17 protein-coding genes and 3 pseudogenes are annotated in these 18,466 nt (G+C 72.0%); 9 read left to right on the top strand and 11 right to left on the bottom strand.

All coding sequences use genetic code 11. The features are described from left to right. Positions 1–4 precede the first annotated feature (4 nt). The 3 genes from P3T39_RS29350 to P3T39_RS29340 all read right to left on the bottom strand — a co-directional run bounded on the left by P3T39_RS29350 (position 5) and on the right by P3T39_RS29340 (position 2,584). The gene (locus P3T39_RS29350) at positions 5–712 is read right to left on the bottom strand and encodes an SCO family protein (RefSeq protein ID WP_280702226.1); all 708 of its coding nucleotides are present in this window, start codon (positions 710–712) and stop codon (positions 5–7) included. A gap of 78 nt (positions 713–790) precedes the next feature. Then, positions 791–1,534 (bottom strand): YcnI family protein, encoded by a 744-nt coding sequence (locus P3T39_RS29345; RefSeq protein WP_280702225.1) that lies wholly within the window; start codon positions 1,532–1,534, stop codon positions 791–793. Between the two features lie 246 nt (positions 1,535–1,780). Then, entirely contained in the window at positions 1,781–2,584 is an 804-nt protein-coding gene (locus tag P3T39_RS29340) for a hypothetical protein (RefSeq protein WP_280702224.1), read from the bottom strand. A gap of 230 nt (positions 2,585–2,814) precedes the next feature. On the opposite strand from P3T39_RS29340, the pseudogene P3T39_RS37645 reads away from it, so the two are divergent. The 5 genes and pseudogenes from P3T39_RS37645 to P3T39_RS29320 form a co-directional block, all read left to right on the top strand. Then, positions 2,815–3,090 (top strand): annotated as a pseudogene (locus P3T39_RS37645) (ATP-binding protein); the annotation flags it as partial. A gap of 477 nt (positions 3,091–3,567) precedes the next feature. Continuing rightward, positions 3,568–3,714: pseudogene (locus P3T39_RS37640) on the top strand (ATP-binding protein); the annotation flags it as partial. A 196-nt stretch (positions 3,715–3,910) separates the two neighbouring features. Beyond that, positions 3,911–5,005, top strand: coding sequence for an AMP-binding protein (locus tag P3T39_RS29330; RefSeq protein ID WP_280702222.1), 1,095 nt, complete (start codon positions 3,911–3,913; stop codon positions 5,003–5,005). A gap of 109 nt (positions 5,006–5,114) precedes the next feature. Then, a complete protein-coding gene (locus tag P3T39_RS29325) occupies positions 5,115–5,351 on the top strand; it encodes a hypothetical protein (RefSeq protein WP_280702221.1) in 237 nt (78 codons plus the stop codon). Between the two features lie 158 nt (positions 5,352–5,509). Beyond that, a complete protein-coding gene (locus P3T39_RS29320) occupies positions 5,510–6,835 on the top strand; it encodes an amidase (protein WP_280702220.1) in 1,326 nt (441 codons plus the stop codon). A 113-nt stretch (positions 6,836–6,948) separates the two neighbouring features. Here the strand turns inward: P3T39_RS29320 and P3T39_RS29315 are convergent, their stop codons facing one another. Together P3T39_RS29315 and P3T39_RS29310 are read right to left on the bottom strand one after the other, a co-directional pair. Next, a complete protein-coding gene (locus P3T39_RS29315; protein ID WP_280702219.1) occupies positions 6,949–7,173 on the bottom strand; it encodes a DUF5302 domain-containing protein in 225 nt (74 codons plus the stop codon). A gap of 146 nt (positions 7,174–7,319) precedes the next feature. Then, positions 7,320–7,445, bottom strand: a complete 126-nt coding sequence (locus tag P3T39_RS29310) for a hypothetical protein (protein WP_280702218.1) — start codon at positions 7,443–7,445, stop codon at positions 7,320–7,322. A gap of 108 nt (positions 7,446–7,553) precedes the next feature. Here P3T39_RS29310 and P3T39_RS29305 point away from each other — a divergent pair, with 108 nt between their 5' ends. Further along, entirely contained in the window at positions 7,554–8,375 is an 822-nt protein-coding gene (locus P3T39_RS29305) for a protein phosphatase 2C domain-containing protein (RefSeq protein WP_280702217.1), read from the top strand. A 376-nt stretch (positions 8,376–8,751) separates the two neighbouring features. Here the strand turns inward: P3T39_RS29305 and P3T39_RS29300 are convergent, their stop codons facing one another. Continuing rightward, positions 8,752–9,702, bottom strand: a complete 951-nt coding sequence (locus tag P3T39_RS29300) for a pirin family protein (protein WP_280702216.1) — start codon at positions 9,700–9,702, stop codon at positions 8,752–8,754. A gap of 179 nt (positions 9,703–9,881) precedes the next feature. Further along, complete coding sequence (locus P3T39_RS29295) at positions 9,882–10,313, bottom strand: SseB family protein (protein WP_280702244.1); 432 nt, start codon at positions 10,311–10,313, stop codon at positions 9,882–9,884. Between the two features lie 332 nt (positions 10,314–10,645). On the opposite strand from P3T39_RS29295, the gene P3T39_RS29290 reads away from it, so the two are divergent. Continuing rightward, on the top strand, positions 10,646–12,475 hold the full coding sequence (locus tag P3T39_RS29290) for an acyl-CoA dehydrogenase (RefSeq protein WP_280702215.1): 1,830 nt from the start codon (positions 10,646–10,648) through the stop codon (positions 12,473–12,475). A 209-nt stretch (positions 12,476–12,684) separates the two neighbouring features. Then, the gene (locus P3T39_RS29285; RefSeq protein WP_280702214.1) at positions 12,685–13,980 is read left to right on the top strand and encodes a M18 family aminopeptidase; all 1,296 of its coding nucleotides are present in this window, start codon (positions 12,685–12,687) and stop codon (positions 13,978–13,980) included. A 128-nt stretch (positions 13,981–14,108) separates the two neighbouring features. Here the strand turns inward: P3T39_RS29285 and P3T39_RS29280 are convergent, their stop codons facing one another. Together P3T39_RS29280 and P3T39_RS29275 are read right to left on the bottom strand one after the other, a co-directional pair. Then, positions 14,109–15,944, bottom strand: coding sequence for an NHL domain-containing thioredoxin family protein (locus tag P3T39_RS29280; protein ID WP_280702213.1), 1,836 nt, complete (start codon positions 15,942–15,944; stop codon positions 14,109–14,111). A 67-nt stretch (positions 15,945–16,011) separates the two neighbouring features. After that, positions 16,012–16,638 (bottom strand): TetR/AcrR family transcriptional regulator, encoded by a 627-nt coding sequence (locus tag P3T39_RS29275; protein WP_280702212.1) that lies wholly within the window; start codon positions 16,636–16,638, stop codon positions 16,012–16,014. 227 nt (positions 16,639–16,865) lie between these two features. On the opposite strand from P3T39_RS29275, the gene P3T39_RS29270 reads away from it, so the two are divergent. Further along, on the top strand, positions 16,866–17,351 hold the full coding sequence (locus tag P3T39_RS29270) for an LURP-one-related family protein (RefSeq protein WP_280702211.1): 486 nt from the start codon (positions 16,866–16,868) through the stop codon (positions 17,349–17,351). A 7-nt stretch (positions 17,352–17,358) separates the two neighbouring features. Here P3T39_RS29270 and P3T39_RS29265 read toward each other — a convergent pair. Next, positions 17,359–17,774, bottom strand: a pseudogene (locus P3T39_RS29265) (glutathionylspermidine synthase family protein); the annotation flags it as partial. Between the two features lie 2 nt (positions 17,775–17,776). Beyond that, on the bottom strand, positions 17,777–18,367 hold the full coding sequence (locus P3T39_RS29260; RefSeq protein ID WP_280702210.1) for a GNAT family protein: 591 nt from the start codon (positions 18,365–18,367) through the stop codon (positions 17,777–17,779). Positions 18,368–18,466 lie beyond the last annotated feature (99 nt).

Below are 18,466 nucleotides of genomic sequence, written 5' to 3'. Positions count from 1 at the left end.
CCGCTCATGCGAGCACCCCCTTGGCCAGCAGCGGCAGGTCGTGCGTGTAGGTGTCGGTCGAGCTGTTGCTCAGGTAGAGCAGGTGCGCCTTGTTGTCGGACGGCATGAAGGCGAGCACCTGGGCGCCGTGGCTGGAGGTGACGCTGCCGTCCTTGTTGACGATCGGGTCCTCGACCATGACACCGAGCGTCCTGGCGGCGGCCTTGACCTTGTTCAGGTCGCCGGTGAGGCCGATGAAGCTCTTGCCCATCGAGTCCAGCCAGGTGCGCAGCACCTTCGGGGTGTCGCGCTCGGGGTCGGTGGAGACGAAGACCACGTCGATCTTCTTCTGGTCCTCGGCGGAGAGCTTGGACATCGCGACGCCGATGTCGCCCATGGTGGTCGGGCAGACGTCGGGGCAGCTGGTGTAGCCGAAGAACAGCAGGGTGGTGCGTCCGGCGGTCTGCTTGCGCAGGTCGAAGGGCTGGCCCGAGGTGTCGTCGAGTACCAGGTCGGGCTTCTCGAACTGCTTGGTCAGCACGGTGCCCTTGTACGGGGAGTTGCTGGTCTCCTTGACGACCTTGGCGGCTCCCCCTTCGTTGCTGCTGCCCCCGCTGGAGCCGCAGGCGGTCAGGGCGAGGGCGGCGGCGAGCCCGAGGGCGGCGGCACCGAACACCCGGCGGCTGGTGCGGCCGGTGCCGGTCTGGCTGGTGGTTTCGGTACGACGTGTCATGGCGTGCTTCCGATCGTCAGCGTGATGCTGCCGGGCAGGGGCCGCGCCGTGGTGTGCACGGCCCCTGCCCGGCCGGTTTCAGGAGGCGGAGCCGCTGCTCTTGCGGCGCAGGCCCGCGACGCCGAGGGCGGCGCCGATCACGCCGACGACGATGCCGACCACGCCGAGCGTACGGGCGGTGGAGTCGGAGGACTCGGCGGAGGCCGTGCTCGCCTTGTCGTCCTGGGGGGCGGCGGTGCCCGAGGCGCCCATGGCGTGGTCGCCGGCACCGGCGGCGGGGGCCTTGGTGAGGTTCAGGGTCGGGGCCGGGTGGGCCGGCTCGGGCTGGCCGTCCTTGGCCTCGTCGATCCAGCGGACCACGTCGCCGTTGTCGTACGTCTGCAGGGCCTTGAAGGTCAGCTTGTCGGTGTCGGCCGGCAGGGCGCCGAGCGAGACCTTGAACTCCTGGAACTGGCCGGGTGCGATCTTCGCACTGGCGTCGGCGGTCCAAGTGATCTTGGAGACGGCCTCGGTGATGTCCTGGCCGTGGGTCTTCAGCGGCTTGTCGAGCTTCGACTTCTCCAGCGTGGCGGTCCAGCCCGGCAGCGGCAGGACGCGCACCGAGGCCATCGGCTGGTCCATCGGCAGGTTGACCTCCAGCTTGACGGTGGAGGCGGTGTCGCTCTCGTCCGGCACCCGGAAGGCGACGGCGGTGTAGCCGCCCTGCTGGGCACTGCCCGGCTGCACGGTGACGTGCGCGAAGGCCGGGACGGCGAGGGCGATCACGGCGGTGGTGGCGGCGACGGTGACACCGGCGATCCGGCGGGCAGGAGTGATACGCATCGGGTGGGCTCCAACGGAGAGGGGCACATGGGCCGGCCGCAGCGGCGGCGCACATGCGCGGAGGACTGTGGGTGGCGTGGCCGTGACGCGCGTGGCGCGCGTACGGCGGTGCCGCTCGTACGGTCCGTGAGGCGCGGTCCTCGGAGACCTCGCGCCCGGGGATACGGCGGCGCGGCTGCGCGTACCGAGCTCCCGACTCCGGTAGAGGCAGGGCCTGCGGAGCAGGACCCGCGGGGAAGGGCTCGGTCAGCGCGCGAAGGCCGCCACCGGCGGGCCCCGCCGGATCACGCTGTGCCGCAGCGCGGCCGCCGCCGCCGGCAGCCGCCAGTCCTCGGCCCGGGTCCGAACGCGGCGCACCGGCCCCCCCTCGGGGGCGGTACCCAGCAGCAGCGCCGCGAGCAGCGCGAACGCCGTCCGCAGCGGGGCCGCGTACTCCTGCGCCACCGCGGCCGTCATCCTGAGCAGTCGCCACAGCGCGGCCTCGCCGCGCCGCAGCCACCAGCCCGCCACCACGGCGGCGGCGAGGTGGCCCAGCAGCATCGAGGGTGTCATCCCGAACAGCGCGGCGGGCGGCGCGGTGGCGTACGCCTGCGGGTCGAGACCGGCGGCGCTGACCAGTTGCTCGGGGTCCAGCGGTACGACGGTCAGGCCGGCGCGCTGGGAGTCGTCGCAGATCAGCCGTCCGGCCACCTGCGGCAGGGTGTCAGGACCGCCCTGGCCCATGCCGGCCATCGCGGTGTGCGAACCGGAGCAGTGGAAGAGGAGGTGCAGACCGAGCTGCCCGATTCCGAGGGCTCCGGCGATCGCGGACAGCGAGCGCTCCCGTCCGCCCAGCAGGATCGCCGGCAGGCAGACCGCGGCGAAGCCGACCGCCAGCGCGGGCAGGGCGACGTCCCCGCCGCCCGCCATGGCGTGCCCGGCGGCCGCGATCAGTGTGCAGACCAGGGCGAACGGAACCGCCCGTGCCACCCGCAGATCCCAGGCCGCGGCCGGTACCCGGGCATCCGGGGCGGCGGCGCCTGTACGCGGGGCGGCGTGGTGGTCGGTCATGGCTGGGACATCATCTCACCGCCTACACGGACGGCCCAGGGAGGGGGCGGCAGTGCATCTGATTGGTCCGTTCGGCCGCGGCGTGCGTGCGGTGCCGTGCGCCGCCCGGCACAGGCTGCTGCCCCCGTCCATCCGCCGAACGGGCGGTCCCGGCCGCGCGGCGCGGTTCGCCGTGGGATCGTCCGGAGATACCTAGTTCTATGTGGAGCCGCAGCCAGGAGGGACCTCCCGTGGACATCTGGTGGACTCTGCACCTCAAGCGCGACCCGGCCAGCGTTCCGCTCGCTCGGCGCATCCTGCTCAGCGCGATGGAGACCGCAGGGGTCGATCCGCAGGTCGCGCACGACCTCGGGGTCGCCCTTACCGAGGCGTGCGCCAACGCCGTCGAGCACGCGGTGAGCGGTCGGCCCGACGAGGGCTTCCAGGTGACCGCGTCGATCGCCGGGGACCGGCTCCGGATCGAGGTGGTCGACTCGGGCCCCGGGCTACCGAGCTCGGCCCTGCCGCAGCACGTTCCCGCCGGGCCGGCTTCCGTACCGAGCGCCGTACCCGGGCTGCCGACCGGCGTGCCCGCGCTCGCCGCCAGGCCCGCGTTCCCGGCCCTGCCGGCGGCCGCGACCGCCGCGACCGCCCTGCCCGGCGGCGCCCCCGCCGCGCCCGCGCTCGCCAGGGCAGGCGCCGTGCCCGCGCTGCCGATGGCAGGACCCACGGTGCGCCGTTCGATGGCGCCGCCCGCCCGGCCCGCTGCCGGGCGTCGGCGCAGCCGTCGGGGGCGGGCCGCCCTCTCGGTGCCGGTGCTCACCGCGCACCGCCCGCGCCGCACCGACCGACCGGCCCCGTACGACACCCATGTCCTGCCGGCCCCGCCGCTCTGTTCCCCCGCCGCAGCGTCGGCGGACTCGCTGTTCGTCCTCCAGGGCCTGGCCGAGCTCGCCGACTTTCCCGAGTTCCGTGATCTTCCTCTGCCGGAGCTGCCCGCGCTCGATGCGGAGAGCGGGCGTGGGCTGTTCCTGATCCATGCGCTCGCCGACCATGTCCAGCTGCGGAACCACCCGCTGCGCGGGGCGATCGTCAGCTTCGACAAGATCCTCAAGCGCCGGGACGGCTCGCTGCTGCGCGCGGTCTCCTGATACGGAGCCGTCCGCTGATACGGAGCCGTCCGCCGGGATCCGACCCCTAGGCCGGGTGGGTGTGCGAAGTGCCGACAAGGGATGTGCCGACAAGGGCTCTGGAAACAAACCGCATAGATGGTATTGTTCCCGCGATCGGCCCCACCGTGGTTGCAGGAAGGAGCCACGCCGTGCAGGTGCAGCAGGCGAGCGCCCCATGACCGACACCGCTCTGCCGGTCCTCGACCGGAACCCCGCTTCGCCGCCGGAGATCGGCACCCTCGGCGAAGCCCTTGTCCGGGCCTCGCGGACCGGGAACCCGGAGGGCCTCACCTTCATCGTGCCGGACGGCGCCGAACTGCGGCAGACCTACCTCCAGTTGCTGATGGAGGCGTCCCGGATCCTTGCCGGGCTGCGTGCGGCAGGCGTCCGGCCCGGCGAGCAGGTCGTCCTCCAGGTCGCCCGCGCCCCCGAACTCCTCGCCGCCTACTGGGCCTGCATCCTCGGCGGTTACGTGGCCGTTCCGCTGGGCGCGGGCGGTGCGGCGGCCGAGTGCCTGGTCGAGCCTCGGCGGCTGCACCGGGTCTGGCTGGCGCACGGCGCTCCGCGCGTGATCACCGGCAGCTGCCAGGAGATCGCCCCGGCGACCGCCGCCGACCCGCGCTGGCGCCATGCCTGGCTCGGCGACACCAGGCGGCTGCTCGCCAACGTCCCCGACCTGGACTGGCATCGGCCCGGCCCCGACGACCTCGTCGTCCTGCTGCCCGCCGCCGACCGCAGCGGCACGCCGGAGGCGCTCGCGCTGAGCCACCGCGAGGTGCTCGGCCGCAGCGCCGCCACCGCCGTGGCCGACGGCCTCGACCGGGACAGCCGGACCTTCAACCCGCTGCCGCTGGACCGCCTCGGCGGCCTGATCGAGTTCCACACCCGCGACGTCGTCCTCGGGTGCCATCAGATCCACGCCCCTGCCGAGTGGCTACGGGCCGACCCGTTGCGCTGGCTGGACGTCGTCCATGCGCACCGCGTCCAGCTCGCCCGGGCGCCCGACTGCGCCTTCGGTCTTGCCGGTGAGCAGATCGAGCGGATCAAGGAGCGCGGGTGGGAGCTCAGTTGCCTGCACCGCATCGAGAACGACCGTGGGCGCAAGGGGAGTTCGGCTGCCCTCCGGTTGCTCGAACTGCTGGAGCCGTACGGCCTGCCACAGGAGGCGATACGCCCGGCCCGAGGGCGTCCGGGCGCTCGGCAGGGGCGGCGGGCCGCCGTGGTGCTGCCGTCGGCACGGGCGGCGGATGGTGTGTCGCGGCAGTCGTGACCCGGCCGTTCTCCGGCTGCGCCGGCACGGCAGCCCGGTGCCTCCGAAGGCGTAGCCCGTATTGCCCACACCCGGGTGGCTTCGCACCATGGTGATCATGATGCACCAGATGCGAGCCGAGTACGGTCCCGGCGGCAAGCCGGGCGGAGTGAAGACCTGGCACATCGTGGTGGAGGACGACACCACGGCGATGTGCGGACGCGGGCTGGAACCGGAGGCCGAGACCAGGGACCCGGTCCACTGGACCGACCGGCCCGGCCTCTCCTGCCACGCCTGCGGTGCGCTCTTCCTGCGCGAGGCCCCGTACCTCCCCACCGAGCACGGCTACCGCGAACAGCCGGAGTAGTCCCCGTCCGGCGGATGACGGACAGCGGATACCGGATGCCGGACACGCGATCGGCCGGGCACCGTGCGGGAGCCGCCGCCCCTGAAGCCGCGGATCGCCGACCACCCGCCCGCGTTGTGGCGCGGACCCCGAGGCCCCCTGGGCCGTAGCGTGGGGACATGGAGCCACCGATCCCGCTCGTCCGCGCGGCCGCCGCTCTGCGTGCCGGGGAACCGGGCCCGTCCGTCGAGGTCGAGCGGCTGTGTGCCCGGATCGACCGGACCGACCCGGTGGTCAGAGCCTTCACCCCGGAGCCGGGCCGCCACCAGCGGCTGATCGCCGAGGCCCGCGCGGTCGAGGACCGCTACCGGACGGGCGAACGGCCGCCGCTGTACGGCGTGCCGGTCGGGATCAAGGACGTGATCCAGGTGGACGGCCTGCCCACCCACGCCGGCTCCGCGCTGCCGCCCGGGGTGCTCGCCGGGCCGCAGGCCGAGGTGGTGGACCGGTTGCGGGCGGCGGGTGCGCTGGTGGCGGGCAAGACCGTCACCGCCGAGTTCGCGATCGACGCACCCGGGCCGACCAGGAATCCGCACGACATCGGGCACACACCGGGCGGCTCCAGCAGCGGTTCGGCGGCGGCGGTCGCCGCCGGGCTGGTGCCGCTGGCCATCGGCACCCAGACGGTGGGATCGGTGATCCGTCCGGCCGCGTACTGCGGAGTGGTGGGTTTCCGCCCGACCTACGGACGGATCCCGACCGACGGCGTACTGGCCAACGCGCCGACCGTGGACACCATCGGCACCTTCACCACCGATGTGGCGGGTGCGGCACTCGCGGCGGGCGTCCTCTGCGACGGCTGGTCCGCGCAGTCGGCGGAGCCGGGGACACCCGGGTGGCCCGGGGCGCCCGTACTCGGCGTCCCGGCCGGCCCCTACCTGGAGCAGGCCGGGCCGCTGGCGCGGGCCGCCTTCGCCCGGCAGCTCGACGGGCTGCGCGAGTGCGGCCTGGTCGTCCGGGAGGTGCCGCTGCTGTCCGACTTCGAGGACGTGGTGCGGATCTTCAAGATCGTGAACGGCTACGAACTGGCCCGGGTGCACGCCGAGCTCTTCCCGCGCTTCTCGGCGCTCTACCGCCAGGAGACGACGGCAGCCGTCCGACGCGGCCGCGAGATCGGCGCGGTGACGTACGCGGCGGCGCTCCAGGTCAGGAGCTCCTACCGGCACAGGCTCGCCGAGAGGATGACGGCGGAGGGCATCGACCTGTGGGCGACCCCGGCGGCCACAGGTCCTGCGCCGCTCGGACTGGACAGCACCGGTGACGCGACCATGTCGCTGCCGTGGAGCCACGCGGGTCTGCCGGCGATCACCCTGCCCGCCGGGTATGCGCCGGGCGGGCTCCCGCTGGGCCTTCAACTGGTCGGCGCGGAGAGTACGGACGAGCGGCTGCTGCTCTGGGCGTCGAGCGTCGAGCCGCTGCTGCGCCCGGCAGTACCGGCGCACTGAGACCGGGCCGCCGCACCGTGGCGCCACCGTTCCGGGGCGCAACGCCGAAGGGGGCGCCCGGTCGAGTTCCGGGGCGCCCCCTTCGGCATTGCGCTGCGTACGGCGGCGTACCGTCAGCCGCCGCTCTTGCGGCGGAAGTTGCGCTTGCCGCCGGCGGCCGCGTGCGTGCCGTGGATCTTCGACCCGTCGGTGCCGGGGCCGCCGACGTTGCCCCGGCCGCCGTGCTTGTGCTGAAGGGCGGCGAGGAACTTCGCCTTCACGTCGTCCGGGTCGGTCTGGGCAACCGGCGCGACCTCCGGTGCCTGCGGCTCTACGGGTTCGGCTGCGTCGCTGCTCATACGTGACCTCCTGGACGAGAGCTGGTGTGCAAGCCACACCATCCCATGCCGGGCGCCCCGGGACGCCCGATTTTCTCTGCCGAGCCTATCTGTCGCCGCAGCCCGCCGCCGACCGCTGTCAGGGGGCCCGGGCCGTCGGGCGCGGATCAGCGGTGGTGGTCGCGGAAGTTCGGCCCGCCGATCAGGAAGAGCAGCGCGGCGGTGGGAAAACCGATCGAGGCGATCACGACGACAAAGAACTGAAGGACCAGCACGGCAGCCTCCAGGCGCATGGTGGGCAGTGAACAGATCCGACGTTATGCCCGCTTCTGTCCACCTGCCACCCTGGAATCGCGGACCGGCCCCTGTCCCGCACCCCTTCCGCCCGCCACACTGACGGCATGCAGGTAGAGCTCGCGGGGGAACCGCAGAGACCCGGCCAGGAGAACGAGGACTTCGCCGCCGCCTCGCCCGAGGCACTGGTGCTGCTGGACGGCTCCAGCGCACCGGCCGGGATGGAGTCGGGCTGTCGGCACGGCACCTCCTGGTACGTACGGCGGCTGGGCGTGCACCTGCTCGCCCGGCTGACCGACCGGTCGGACCGCTCGATCACCGAGTGCCTCCAGGACGCCATCGTGGAGACGGCCGCCCTGCACGGCGGCCGCTGCGATCTCGGGCATCCGAACACCCCGGCCGCGATGGTGGTCGCCGCCCGGCTGCACGGCAGCTCGCTGGAGTACCTGGTGCTCGGCGACTCGCTGCTGGTGCTGCAGCTGAAGGACGGCCCTCCTCGGGTGATCGGCGACAACCAGCGCTTCCCGGGCGGCGAGGAGCTGCGGCGACAGGTCTGGGCGACCGTCCCCGGCTCCATCGAGCGCAAGGCCCTGCACCTCAGGTATGCGCTGGCGGTCCGGGCCGCCAGGAACACCGGCCACGGGCCCTGGATCGCCGCCGCGGTCCCGAAGGCGGCCGCGCACGCCGAGACCGGGTTCGTCCGGCTGTCCGCTCTGCACGCGGTGGCAGCCATGACCGACGGCGCCGCACGCTTCACCGAGCGCTTCGGCCTTGGCAGTTGGTCGGACGCGCTGAGGCTGCTCGCCGAGTCGGGCCCGGCCGAGTTGATCTCCCAGGTCCGGGCGGTGGAGCGGGCCGACGCGCGCTGCGAGCGCTGGCCGAGGGGCAAGGCCCACGACGACGCCTCGGCGCTGTACGCGCGGATCTGACGACGAATCGGACGAGTGACGGGAGGGGCCCGCGCCGTCACGCACCAGGAGGAGCCCACGTGACGGTGCGGACGGCTTCCTGCGCCGCCTGGCCCGTCATCCGGAGAACGGCGCGGACAGCGTCACCGACCCGGCTCGCTGACGCGGTCGAGGGGCGGGGCCCGGGGGGGCCGGCCCGCCGCCCCCCGGGGGGCGGGGGGGGGGGGGCGCCGGCGCCCGGCAGGGAGTGCCGCCAGGGCGGCGCCACTGGCCGGGGGGGGGTGAGGCCCCCCGCCCCCCCCCCCCCCCCCCCGGCCCCGGCGGGGCCCCCCCCCCCCCCCCCCCCGGGCCGGGGGGGGGGGGGCCGGGGGGGGCCCCCCCCCCCCCCCCGCCGGGGTCAGTCGGTCGGGTGGCCGAAGGCGCCGGACTGGAAGTCCCGCATGGCCTGCTCCAGTTCGCGGTGGCTGTTCATCACGAACGGCCCGTACCAGGCGACCGGCTCGCGGATCGGCTGCCCGCCCAGGATGATCACGTCCAGGTCGGGGTGCCGGGACTCCTGCTTGGTGTCGGCCGAGATGGTGAGGGTGTCGCCCTCGCCGAAGACCACCGCCTGGCCGGAGTGGACCGGGCGGCCCTCGGCGCCGACCGTGCCGTCGCCGTTCAGGACGTACGCCAGGGCGTTGAAGTCCTTGCGCCACGGGATGGTGAGCCGGGCGCCGGGGGTGACGGTGGCGTGCAGCAGGGTGATCGGGGTGTGCGTGATGCCCGGGCCCTGGTGGCCGTCCAGTCCGCCCGCGATCAGGCGCAGGATCGCGCCGCCGTCCGGGGTGGCGAGCAGCTTGACGTGACCGCCGTGGATGTCCTGGTAGCGCGGGGCGGTCATCTTGTCGGCGGCCGGGAGGTTGACCCACAGCTGGATGCCGTGGAACAGGCCGCCGGTCATCACCAGCTGCTCGGGCGGCGTCTCGATGTGCAGGATGCCGGACCCGGCCGTCATCCACTGGGTGTCGCCACCGCCGAGGTGTCCGCCACCACCGTGCGAGTCCTTGTGGATGAACTCGCCGTCGATCAGGTACGTGACGGTCTCGAAGCCGCGGTGCGGGTGCCACGGGGTGCCCTTGGGCTCGCCGGCGGCGTACTCCACCTCACCCATCTGGTCCATCATGATGAACGGGTCGAGGTACTTGGTGTTGATCTTGGCGAAGGCCCGGCGCACCGGGAAGCCCTCGCCCTCGTAGCCCTCGGGGGCGGTGACCACCGTGAGTACCGGGCGCGGGGCGTGCGTGGCGGGGTCGGGGGTGGCGACGCGCGGAAGGGTCAGCGGGTTCTCGACGGTCACGGCGGGCATGTCGGCCTCCTTCGGGGGTCTGTGGCCTACGTCCAGCAGGTTAGTTCAATGCTCAACTAAAAGCAAGTTGAAATTTGAACCATGTGGTGGTGGATGTGCGGCACCGGGGATGCGGCCCGGCCGGTGTCTTCCGGGGTCTGCTGAAAGGGTGGGGTCGAGCGCCTGCCGCGGAGCGGCGGTCAGCCGTACATCCGCCGCATGGTGAAGTCGACCATCTGCTCGACCGCCTTGGCGTCGAAGACCATCCGGTGCTCGCCCTCCATGTCGAGGGCGAAGCCGTATCCCGTCGGCAGCAGGTCGAGGACCTCGGCGCCGCTCACGCTGAAGTGCTTGGACTCCTTGCCCGCGTAGCGGCGCAGCTCCTTGAGGGAGCTGAACATCGGGATCACCGGGGTCGGTGTGTTGTGCAGGGCCAGGAAGCCGGGGCGGTCGCCGCGCGGGCAGTGCACCTTGGAGGTGATGAAGATGGCCTGGAAGTCCTCGACGGTCATCGAGCCGGTGGTGAAGGCCCGGACGGCGTCGGCCAGTGAGGGCGGCGAGGGCTCGGGGTAGAGCGACTGCTGCGGTGCGGCCTGCGGCTGTGGCTCCCCGTACGGGCCGGGGCCGGGCATGCCGTTCATCCCTGCCTGCTGCTGGGCCTGCTGGTAGGGGTCGCCCTGGTAGGTGCTCTGGTCGTAGCCGTACACGGGGACAGGCTATCGGGCCCAAGGGGCCTCGTGGGTCGGCCGATCCGGACAACTCGTGATGCCATCAGGTTGTGGGATGTGACTGCGTGGGATGTGACTGCGCGGGACGTGACCACCTTCATAGGGCTTTCGTATCGAAGAGTCCGCGAAGGGGCTTGAACAAGTTACCAACGGGTAGCATCATGGGCTCTACTGGCGGGTAAGTGGGGCGCACGCAGCGGCGGACCCCCGGAAGCGACGAACCGGAGAAAACGGCCATGGGTCACTACAAGTCCAACCTGCGGGACGTGGAGTTCAACCTCTTCGAGGTGTTCGGCCGCGACCAGGTGTACGGCACCGGTCCGTTCGCCGACATGGACGTCGAGACCGCGAAGAACATCCTGAGCGAGATCGCGCGCCTCGCCGAGAACGACCTCGCTGCCTCCTTCACCGACACCGACCGCAACCCGCCGGTCTTCGACCCGGAGACCAACACCGCGCCGGTCCCGGCCTCCTTCAAGAAGAGCTACCAGGCGTACATGGACGCCGAGTGGTGGCGTCTGGGCATCCCGGAGGCCATCGGCGGCCAGGTCACCCCGTCCTCGTTGATCTGGGCGTACGCCGAGCAGATCCTCGGCTCCAACCCGGCGATCTGGATGTACTCCTCGGGCCCGGCCTTCGCCGGCGTCGTCCACGACGAGGGCACCGAGGAGCAGAAGAAGGTCGCCCAGCGCATGATCGACGGCCTCTGGGGCGCGACCATGGTGCTGACCGAGCCCGACGCGGGCTCGGACGTCGGCGCCGGCCGTACCAAGGCGATCAAGCAGGAGGACGGCTCCTGGCACATCGAGGGTGTGAAGCGCTTCATCACCTCCGGTGAGCACGACATGTCCGACAACATCATCCACCTGGTGCTGGCCCGCCCCGAGGGCGGCAAGCCGGGCACCAAGGGCCTCGGCCTCTACATCGTGCCGAAGTTCGACTTCGACTGGGAGACCGGCGAGCTCGGCGAGCGCAACGGCGCCTACGCCACCAACGTCGAGCACAAGATGGGCCTCAAGGCGTCCAACACCTGCGAGATGACCTTCGGCGCCAAGCACCCGGCCAAGGGCTGGCTGCTCGGCGAGACCGTCGACGGCATCCGCCAGATGTTCAAGATCATTGAGTTCGCCCGGATGATGGTCGGCACGAAGGCCATCGCAACCCTCTCCACCGGCTACCTCAACGCCCTCGAGTACGCCAAGGAGCGCGTGCAGGGTGCGGACATCTCCAACTTTCTGGACAAGGCCGCCCCGCGCGTCACCATCACCAACCACCCGGACGTGCGCCGTTCGCTGATGACCCAGAAGGCGTACGCCGAGGGCATGCGCGCCCTGGTCCTCTACACCGCCTCCGTCCAGGACGACATGCTCGCCGCCCGCCTGCGCGGCGAGAGCGACGAGGCCGCCGAGCGCCTGAACGACCTGCTGCTGCCGATCGTCAAGGGCTATGGCTCCGAGAAGTCCTACGAGCAGCTCGCCCAGTCCCTGCAGACCTTCGGTGGCTCCGGCTACCTGCAGGAGTACCCGATCGAGCAGTACATCCGGGACGCCAAGATCGACACCCTCTACGAGGGCACCACGGCGATCCAGGGCCTGGACTTCTTCTTCCGCAAGATCGTCAAGGACGGCGGCCAGGCGCTGACCGCGGTCTCCGAGCAGATCCAGAAGTTCCTCGGCACCAACGAGGGCGGCGACGCCCTGGCCGCCGAGCGCGAGCTGCTCGCCAAGGCCGCCGGCGACCTGGAGGCCATCGTCGGCAAGCTGCTCGCCGACCTCTCCTCGGTCGAGCAGGACGTCAAGAACATGTACAAGGTGGGCCTCAACTCCACCCGCCTGCTGCTGGTCTCCGGCGACGTCGTGATCGGCTGGCTGCTGCTGCGTCAGGCCGCCGTCGCGCTGGCCAAGCTGGAGGCCGGCGCCTCCGAGAAGGACATCCCCTTCTACCAGGGCAAGGTCGCCGCCGCCCGCTTCTTCGCCCGCAACATCCTCCCGACCGTTGCCTCCCAGCGGCAGATCGCCGAGGGCATCGACAACGAGATCATGGAGCTCGCCGAGAACGCCTTCTAGCAGAGGCGCAGCCAGACTGCCTGACACACCCTCAGTGTGAAGAGGGCCTACGCTCCGCGCGTAGGCCCTCTTCGCACGTCGGCCCCGGTACTCCTCACCGTTGTGTCACCGTTGTTGAGTTCACAGCGTCATGTCCGTGTACGGGCATATGCTCGGGGGCGAAGCCGGTCCCCCATCCGGCTTCCGCCCTCCCTCTACTCAGGAGCAGCATGCCAACCGCCGCCCATCAGGCCGCCTTCGACCGAACGCACACCGACGACCTGATCGCGTACCTGAGCGCCTCACCGTCTCCATTCCATGCTGTGGCCAGCGCGGCCGAGCGGTTGGAGAAGGTCGGGTTCCGGAGGGTTCTGGAGACCGACGCCTGGGACGCCTCGGCCGGGGGCCGCTACCTGATCAGGGGCGGTGCGCTGATCGCCTGGTACGTGCCCGAGGGGGTCGGGCCCGAGACGCCGTTCCGGGTGGTCGGGACGCACACCGACTCGCCGAACCTGCGGGTGAAGCCGCTGCCGGACACCGGCTCGGCCGGCTGGCGGCAGGTGGCCGTCGAGATCTACGGCGGGGTGCCGCTGAACACCTGGCTGGACCGCGACCTGGGCCTGTCCGGGCGGCTCGCGCTGCGCGACGGCAGCGCCGTCCTGGTGCAGATCGACGAACCGCTGCTGCGCGTCCCGCAGCTGGCGATCCACCTGGACCGGCAGGTCAACGACGGCCTGAAGCTCGACAAGCAGCGCCACCTCACGCCGATCTGGGGGATCGGTGAGGTCACCGAGGGGTCGCTGATCGAGTTCGTCGCGGAGCGCGCCGGGGTCGCGGCTGCGGACGTCGTCGGCTGGGATCTGATGACCCATGACGTCCAGCCGCCGTCCTACCTGGGCCGGGACCGCGAGCTGCTGGCCGGTCCCCGGCTGGACAACCTGCTCTCGGTGCACGCCGCGACCGCAGCCCTGGCCTCCCTCGCGGGCGCCGAACTGGCGTACATCCCGGTCCTTGCCGCCTTCGACCACGAGGAGACCGGCAGCGAGTCCGACACCGGAGCGCAGAGCCCGCTGCTGGGCAACGTCCTGGACCGCAGCGTGTACGCGCGCGGCGGCACCTCGGAGGACCGGGCCCGGGCCCTGGCCGGTACCGTCTGCCTCTCCTCCGACATGGGCCACGCCGTCCACCCCAACTACAGCGAGCGCCACGAGCCGGGCCACCACCCGATGCCCAACGGCGGCCCGATCCTCAAGGTCAACGTCAACAACCGGTACGCGACCGACGCGGTCGGCCGGGCGGTGTTCGCCGCCGCCTGCGACAGGGCCGGGGTGCCGTGGCAGACCTTCGTCTCCAACAACGCCATGCCCTGCGGCACCACGATCGGCCCGATCACCGCGGCCCGGCTCGGCATCACCACCGTGGACTGCGGTATCGCCGCGCTGTCCATGCACTCGGCGCGTGAGCTGTGCGGGGCGGACGACCCCTACCTGCTGGCCAGCGCCATCAAGGCGTTCCTGGAGGGCTGAGCCTTCTCGGCAAGGGGCAACCGCGACACCGCGTGCGCGATCGGGTTGCCCTGAGGGGCACGGGGCTCTGCACGCCGTTGATCGAGCAGAGCCCCGCGCCCCTGGTTGCTCACGCTTGCCCTGAGCAGCTACTCCATGCCTGCCAGGACGAGCGGGAGGCGGGTGGCGCCGTCGGGGGTGAGCTTCACGGGGACGCCCCAGTCCTGCTGGTGCACGTGGCAGGCGGGGAACTCGATCTCCGGGTCGTCGTCGCAGGAGGCGGCCATCGCCGAGACGTGCAGCACGCCTTCCAGGACCTCGTCGGAGAGGACCAGCTCGCGGGAGAGCGCGGTGTCCGCCCCCGCGCCGGAGAGCAGCAGCTCGGGCGGGGTCGAGCTGACCAGCAGCCGGGTGGAGGGGCCGTAGCGCTCGTCCAGCTTCTGGCCGGTGGGCGCGGCGAAGACCACGTCCAACCGGAGCCTGCCGGGGGCGACCTCGGTGGCCGCCCGCTGGGTGCGGTGTGCCACCGACTCGACCTGGACGGCCTCCTCGGGCAGCCGCAGCCGGGTCAGCCGGTGCCGGGCGGACTCGACCACCACGATGTCACCGTCCACCAGTACCGCGCCCGAAGGCTCGCGCAGGTCGGTCGCCAGGGTGGTGACCTCGCCGCTGAGGGGCTCGTAGCGGCGCAGCGCGTGGTTGTAGGTGTCGGCGATCGCCACCGAGCCGTCGGGCAGGACCGTCACGCCGAGCGGGTGCTGGAGCAGGGCCTGTCCGGCGGCACCGTCGCGGTGCCCGAAGTCGAACAGCCCGGTGCCGACGGCGGTGTGGACCGTCCCCGTTTCACCTGCACCCTTCGGCTTCTCGATCCAACGGACCGCCGACGTCTCCGAGTCGGCGACCCACAGCCGCTCGCCGTCGGCCGAGAGGGCGAGCCCGGACGGCTGGGCGAACCACGCCTCGGCCACCGGGCCGTCGACCAGACCCTCGTTGGTCGTCCCGGCCGCGACGGCGACGGTGTCGGCCACCGGGTCGTACGCCCAGAGCTGGTGCACCCCGGCCATCGCGATCCAGAACCGGCCGTCGAACCAGGCGACGTCCCACGGTGAGGAGAGGTCCACCTCGCGGGCCGGGCCATCGGTCGCCGAGCCCTGCCACCACTGCCGCCCGGTGCCGGCCAGCGTGGTGACGCTGCCGTCGGCCAGGCGTACGCCGCGCAGCGCGTGGTTGACCGTGTCGGCGACGATCACGTCGTAGCCCAGGTCCAGGCTGGCCGGGACCAGTGCCAGGCCCTGCGGCTCGCTGAAGCGAGGGGCGGGCCCGTCCACCAGGCCGCGCTCGCCGTCGCCGATCCGGCGGACGACGCTCTCGCCGTCCTCGGCCAGCTCGACCAGCGAGTGGTGGCCGGAGTCGGCGACCAGGAAGGTGCCGCTGGGAAGTCGGACGGCCTTGCCGGGGAAGCGCAGGTCGCCCGCCTCCGGCTCGGGCGCCACATAGGGGCCGTCGCCGCGCCGCAGCGTGCCCTTGGCCTCGTGCTCGGCCTCCAACTCCTCGACCAGCTTGGCGATCGCATGCGCATGCCCCTCGCCCGCGTGCTGGGCGACCACGTACCCCTCGGGGTCGATCACCACCAGCGTCGGCCAGGCCCGGACGGCGTACTGCTTCCAGGTCGCCAGCTCCGGGTCGTCCAGCACCGGGTGGTGCACCTCGTAGCGGGCGACGGCGTCGACCACGGCCTGGTGGTCGGCCTCGTGCACGAACTTGGGGGAGTGCACACCGATGACCACCACGGTGTCGCGGTGCTGCTCCTCCAACTCCCTCAGTTCGTCCAGGACATGGAGGCAGTTGATGCAGCAGAACGTCCAGAAGTCCAGGACGACACACTTGCCCCGAAGGCCGGCAAGAGTGAGATCCTTGCCGCCGGTGTTGAGCCATCCGCCCCTGCCGACGAGTTCGGGGGCGCGTACGCGTGCACGAGAAGCCATGCCCCAATCAAACCGCACCATGGGTGTCCGCATTCCGGGCAGGCCGGAGAAGCGCGGCCACCGGCGGTCAGCGCCGGGCGCGTTCAGCGGTGGGCCGGGGGCCGGTGAGGGCGAGGGCGATGGTCTCCCAGGCGTTCTCGATGCCCAGGGCGAAGCCGACACCCGGTGGCAGCAGGGCGGCCGAGTGGCCGCCGAGGACGACGGCGAGCAGCAGCCGGGCCGTTTCGCCCGGAGGGTGGTCGGGAGCGATCTCACCGGCGTCCTGGGCGCGACGGACCAGCGCTGCGACATGCCGCTGTGCCTCTGCGAAGAAGCCGTGCGCGGGGCTCCCGGCACCGTGGGCGGCGTGCCCGCCGGGGACGCCGTCGGCCAGCAGCCGGTACGCGGCCCGCAGCCCGACGTCCTCGCGCAGCGCGCGGGCCAGCGCGAGCACCACGGCGCGGAGCGCCGCCAGCGGGGTGGCGCCCGGCGGGCTGTTCTCGGACTGGATGCGCTGCCAGGCGGCGTCCGCCTGCCGGATGACGGCGCAGGTCAGCTCCTCCTTCGAGGCGAAGTGCCCGTACAGGGCGCCCTTGGTCATGCCGATCCGCGCCGCCATCGCGTTCATCGTGGTGTTGCCGTAGCCGTGGGCGGCGAACTCCTCCATCGCCGCCCGCAGTACGTGTTCCCGTGTCCGCCTGGCCCTGTCCTGCATGGTTGATCACCCGTGCCTTCTCGCCGGGGCCGGCAGCCCCGGCAGCCCCGGCAGCCCCGGCAGCAAGATACTGACCGGACGGCGGGCGTGGAGGCTCTTTCCGAGTACTGCTCCGTCCACGAATCAGCGCTTCGGTGCCCGTCCGCAGCGTGCCGCAGCTGCCTGGGGTCGCCCGCCTGCCGCAGGATGTCCGAAGAGCGAGTGCATCCGACGGAAGCGAGCCCGGCATGAAGTACCTGGTCAAGGAACGGCTGTTCGGCATCGGTGAGGACTACTGGATCGAGGACTCCGGCGGTCACAAGGCGTTCCTGGTGGACGCCAAGGTGCTGCGTCTGCGCGACACCTTCGAGCTGAAGGACAGCGCCGGGCAGGTGGTCGCGGTGATCAAGGAGAAGACGCTGACCGTCCGCGACGCCATGAAGATCGAGAGCGCCTCCGGCCATGTCGTCGCGACCGTACGGAAGAAGCTGTTCACGCCCTTCCGGGACAAGTACCACGTCGAACTGGCCGACGGTGGCGAGCTGTCCGTCCATGGTGACCTGATCGACAAGGAGTACCGGATCGAGGCGCACGGCAACCGGATCGCCGAGATCTCCCGCAAGTGGTTCCGATTCCGCGACACCTACGGCGTGGAGATCGCGGCGGGTGCGGACGCCGCGCTGCTGCTCGCCGTCGCCGTCTGCGTCGAGCACCTTGTGCACGAGGATAACTGACGCAGCGTCAGACGATGATGTGCGGGAGGAATCGGGCGCCCTGGTGGGTGATCAGGCTGTCCTCGGTCTCCCGGATGCCGAGTCCGGCGGCCTCGCCGTCCACCACCCAGGCGCCGAGCACCGGCCGGTTGCGCCGCCGCCCTGGTCGATCCCGGAGAGCAGCTGCTCCCCGAACTCGGCCTCGGCCAGCCACTCCCAGGGGTAGAGCTTGAAGACGGAGCGGATGTAGCGCTGCTCCAGGTCCACGAAGCGGCCGGAGAGCGGATCCCAGCCGATGTCCTCCATCGCGATGCCGACCGTCGCCAACCCGGCCTGCTCGGCGGTCTCCTGGAGGTAGAGGGTGGTCATCCAGTCCTCGCCCTCGGTGTCCCCGCGCGAGTGCGCGAAGTGCAGCGGGCCGGGTGGCATCGCATCCGGGGCCTCGCTCAGCCCGCTGCCAGCCGCTCCGTCAGCCGGGCCTTCGCGGCCGGCCACTCGTCCCGCAGCATCGAGAAGTAGACGGTGTCCCGCCAGCTGCCGTCGGCGCGCTGCCTGGACCGCCGGAAGGTGCCCTCGTAGCTGGCGCCAAGGCGCCGGACGGCGTTCTGCGAACGCTCGTTGAGACTGTCGGTCTTCCAGCAGACCCGGCCCATGCCCAGCTCCTCGAAGGCGTGGGTGAGCAGCAGCAGTTTGGATTCGGTGTTCACGGCGGTGCGCCAGACCGAGCGGGCGTAGAAGGTGCCGCCGATCTCCAGCCGCTCGTCGTCGGCGCTGATGTCGAGGTAGCAGGTCAGGCCGACGGTGCGGCCGGTCTCCCGGGCGACCACCGCGAAGGGCAGGAAGCCGCTCCTGGCCCAGGTGCCGATGCGGTCGGCGAGCTGCTGCTCGGTCTGCGGGACGGGCACCGGGATCCACCGCCACACCTCCTCGTCCCGGCCCGTCGCCTCGAAGAGGTCGGCCAGGTGCGCGGGGCCGAAGGGCTCCAGGCGGACACGGGTGCCGGTGAGGGTGACGGGGGCGGGCGGCTTCGCGGTCATGCGCCGCACCCTAGCCCCGACTTGCACTAGGTGCAATACCATTCTGTACTAGTTCAAAGCCACCCACTCATGCACAAGGGCCCTGCACCGGTCGGTGCA

Origin of the sequence: Kitasatospora sp. GP82 (assembly GCF_029892105.1) — a bacterium.
GTDB lineage: Bacteria > Actinomycetota > Actinomycetes > Streptomycetales > Streptomycetaceae > Kitasatospora.
The sequence above is the reverse complement of the archived record's forward strand: the minus strand, read 5'-3'. Positions and strand labels throughout refer to the sequence as shown.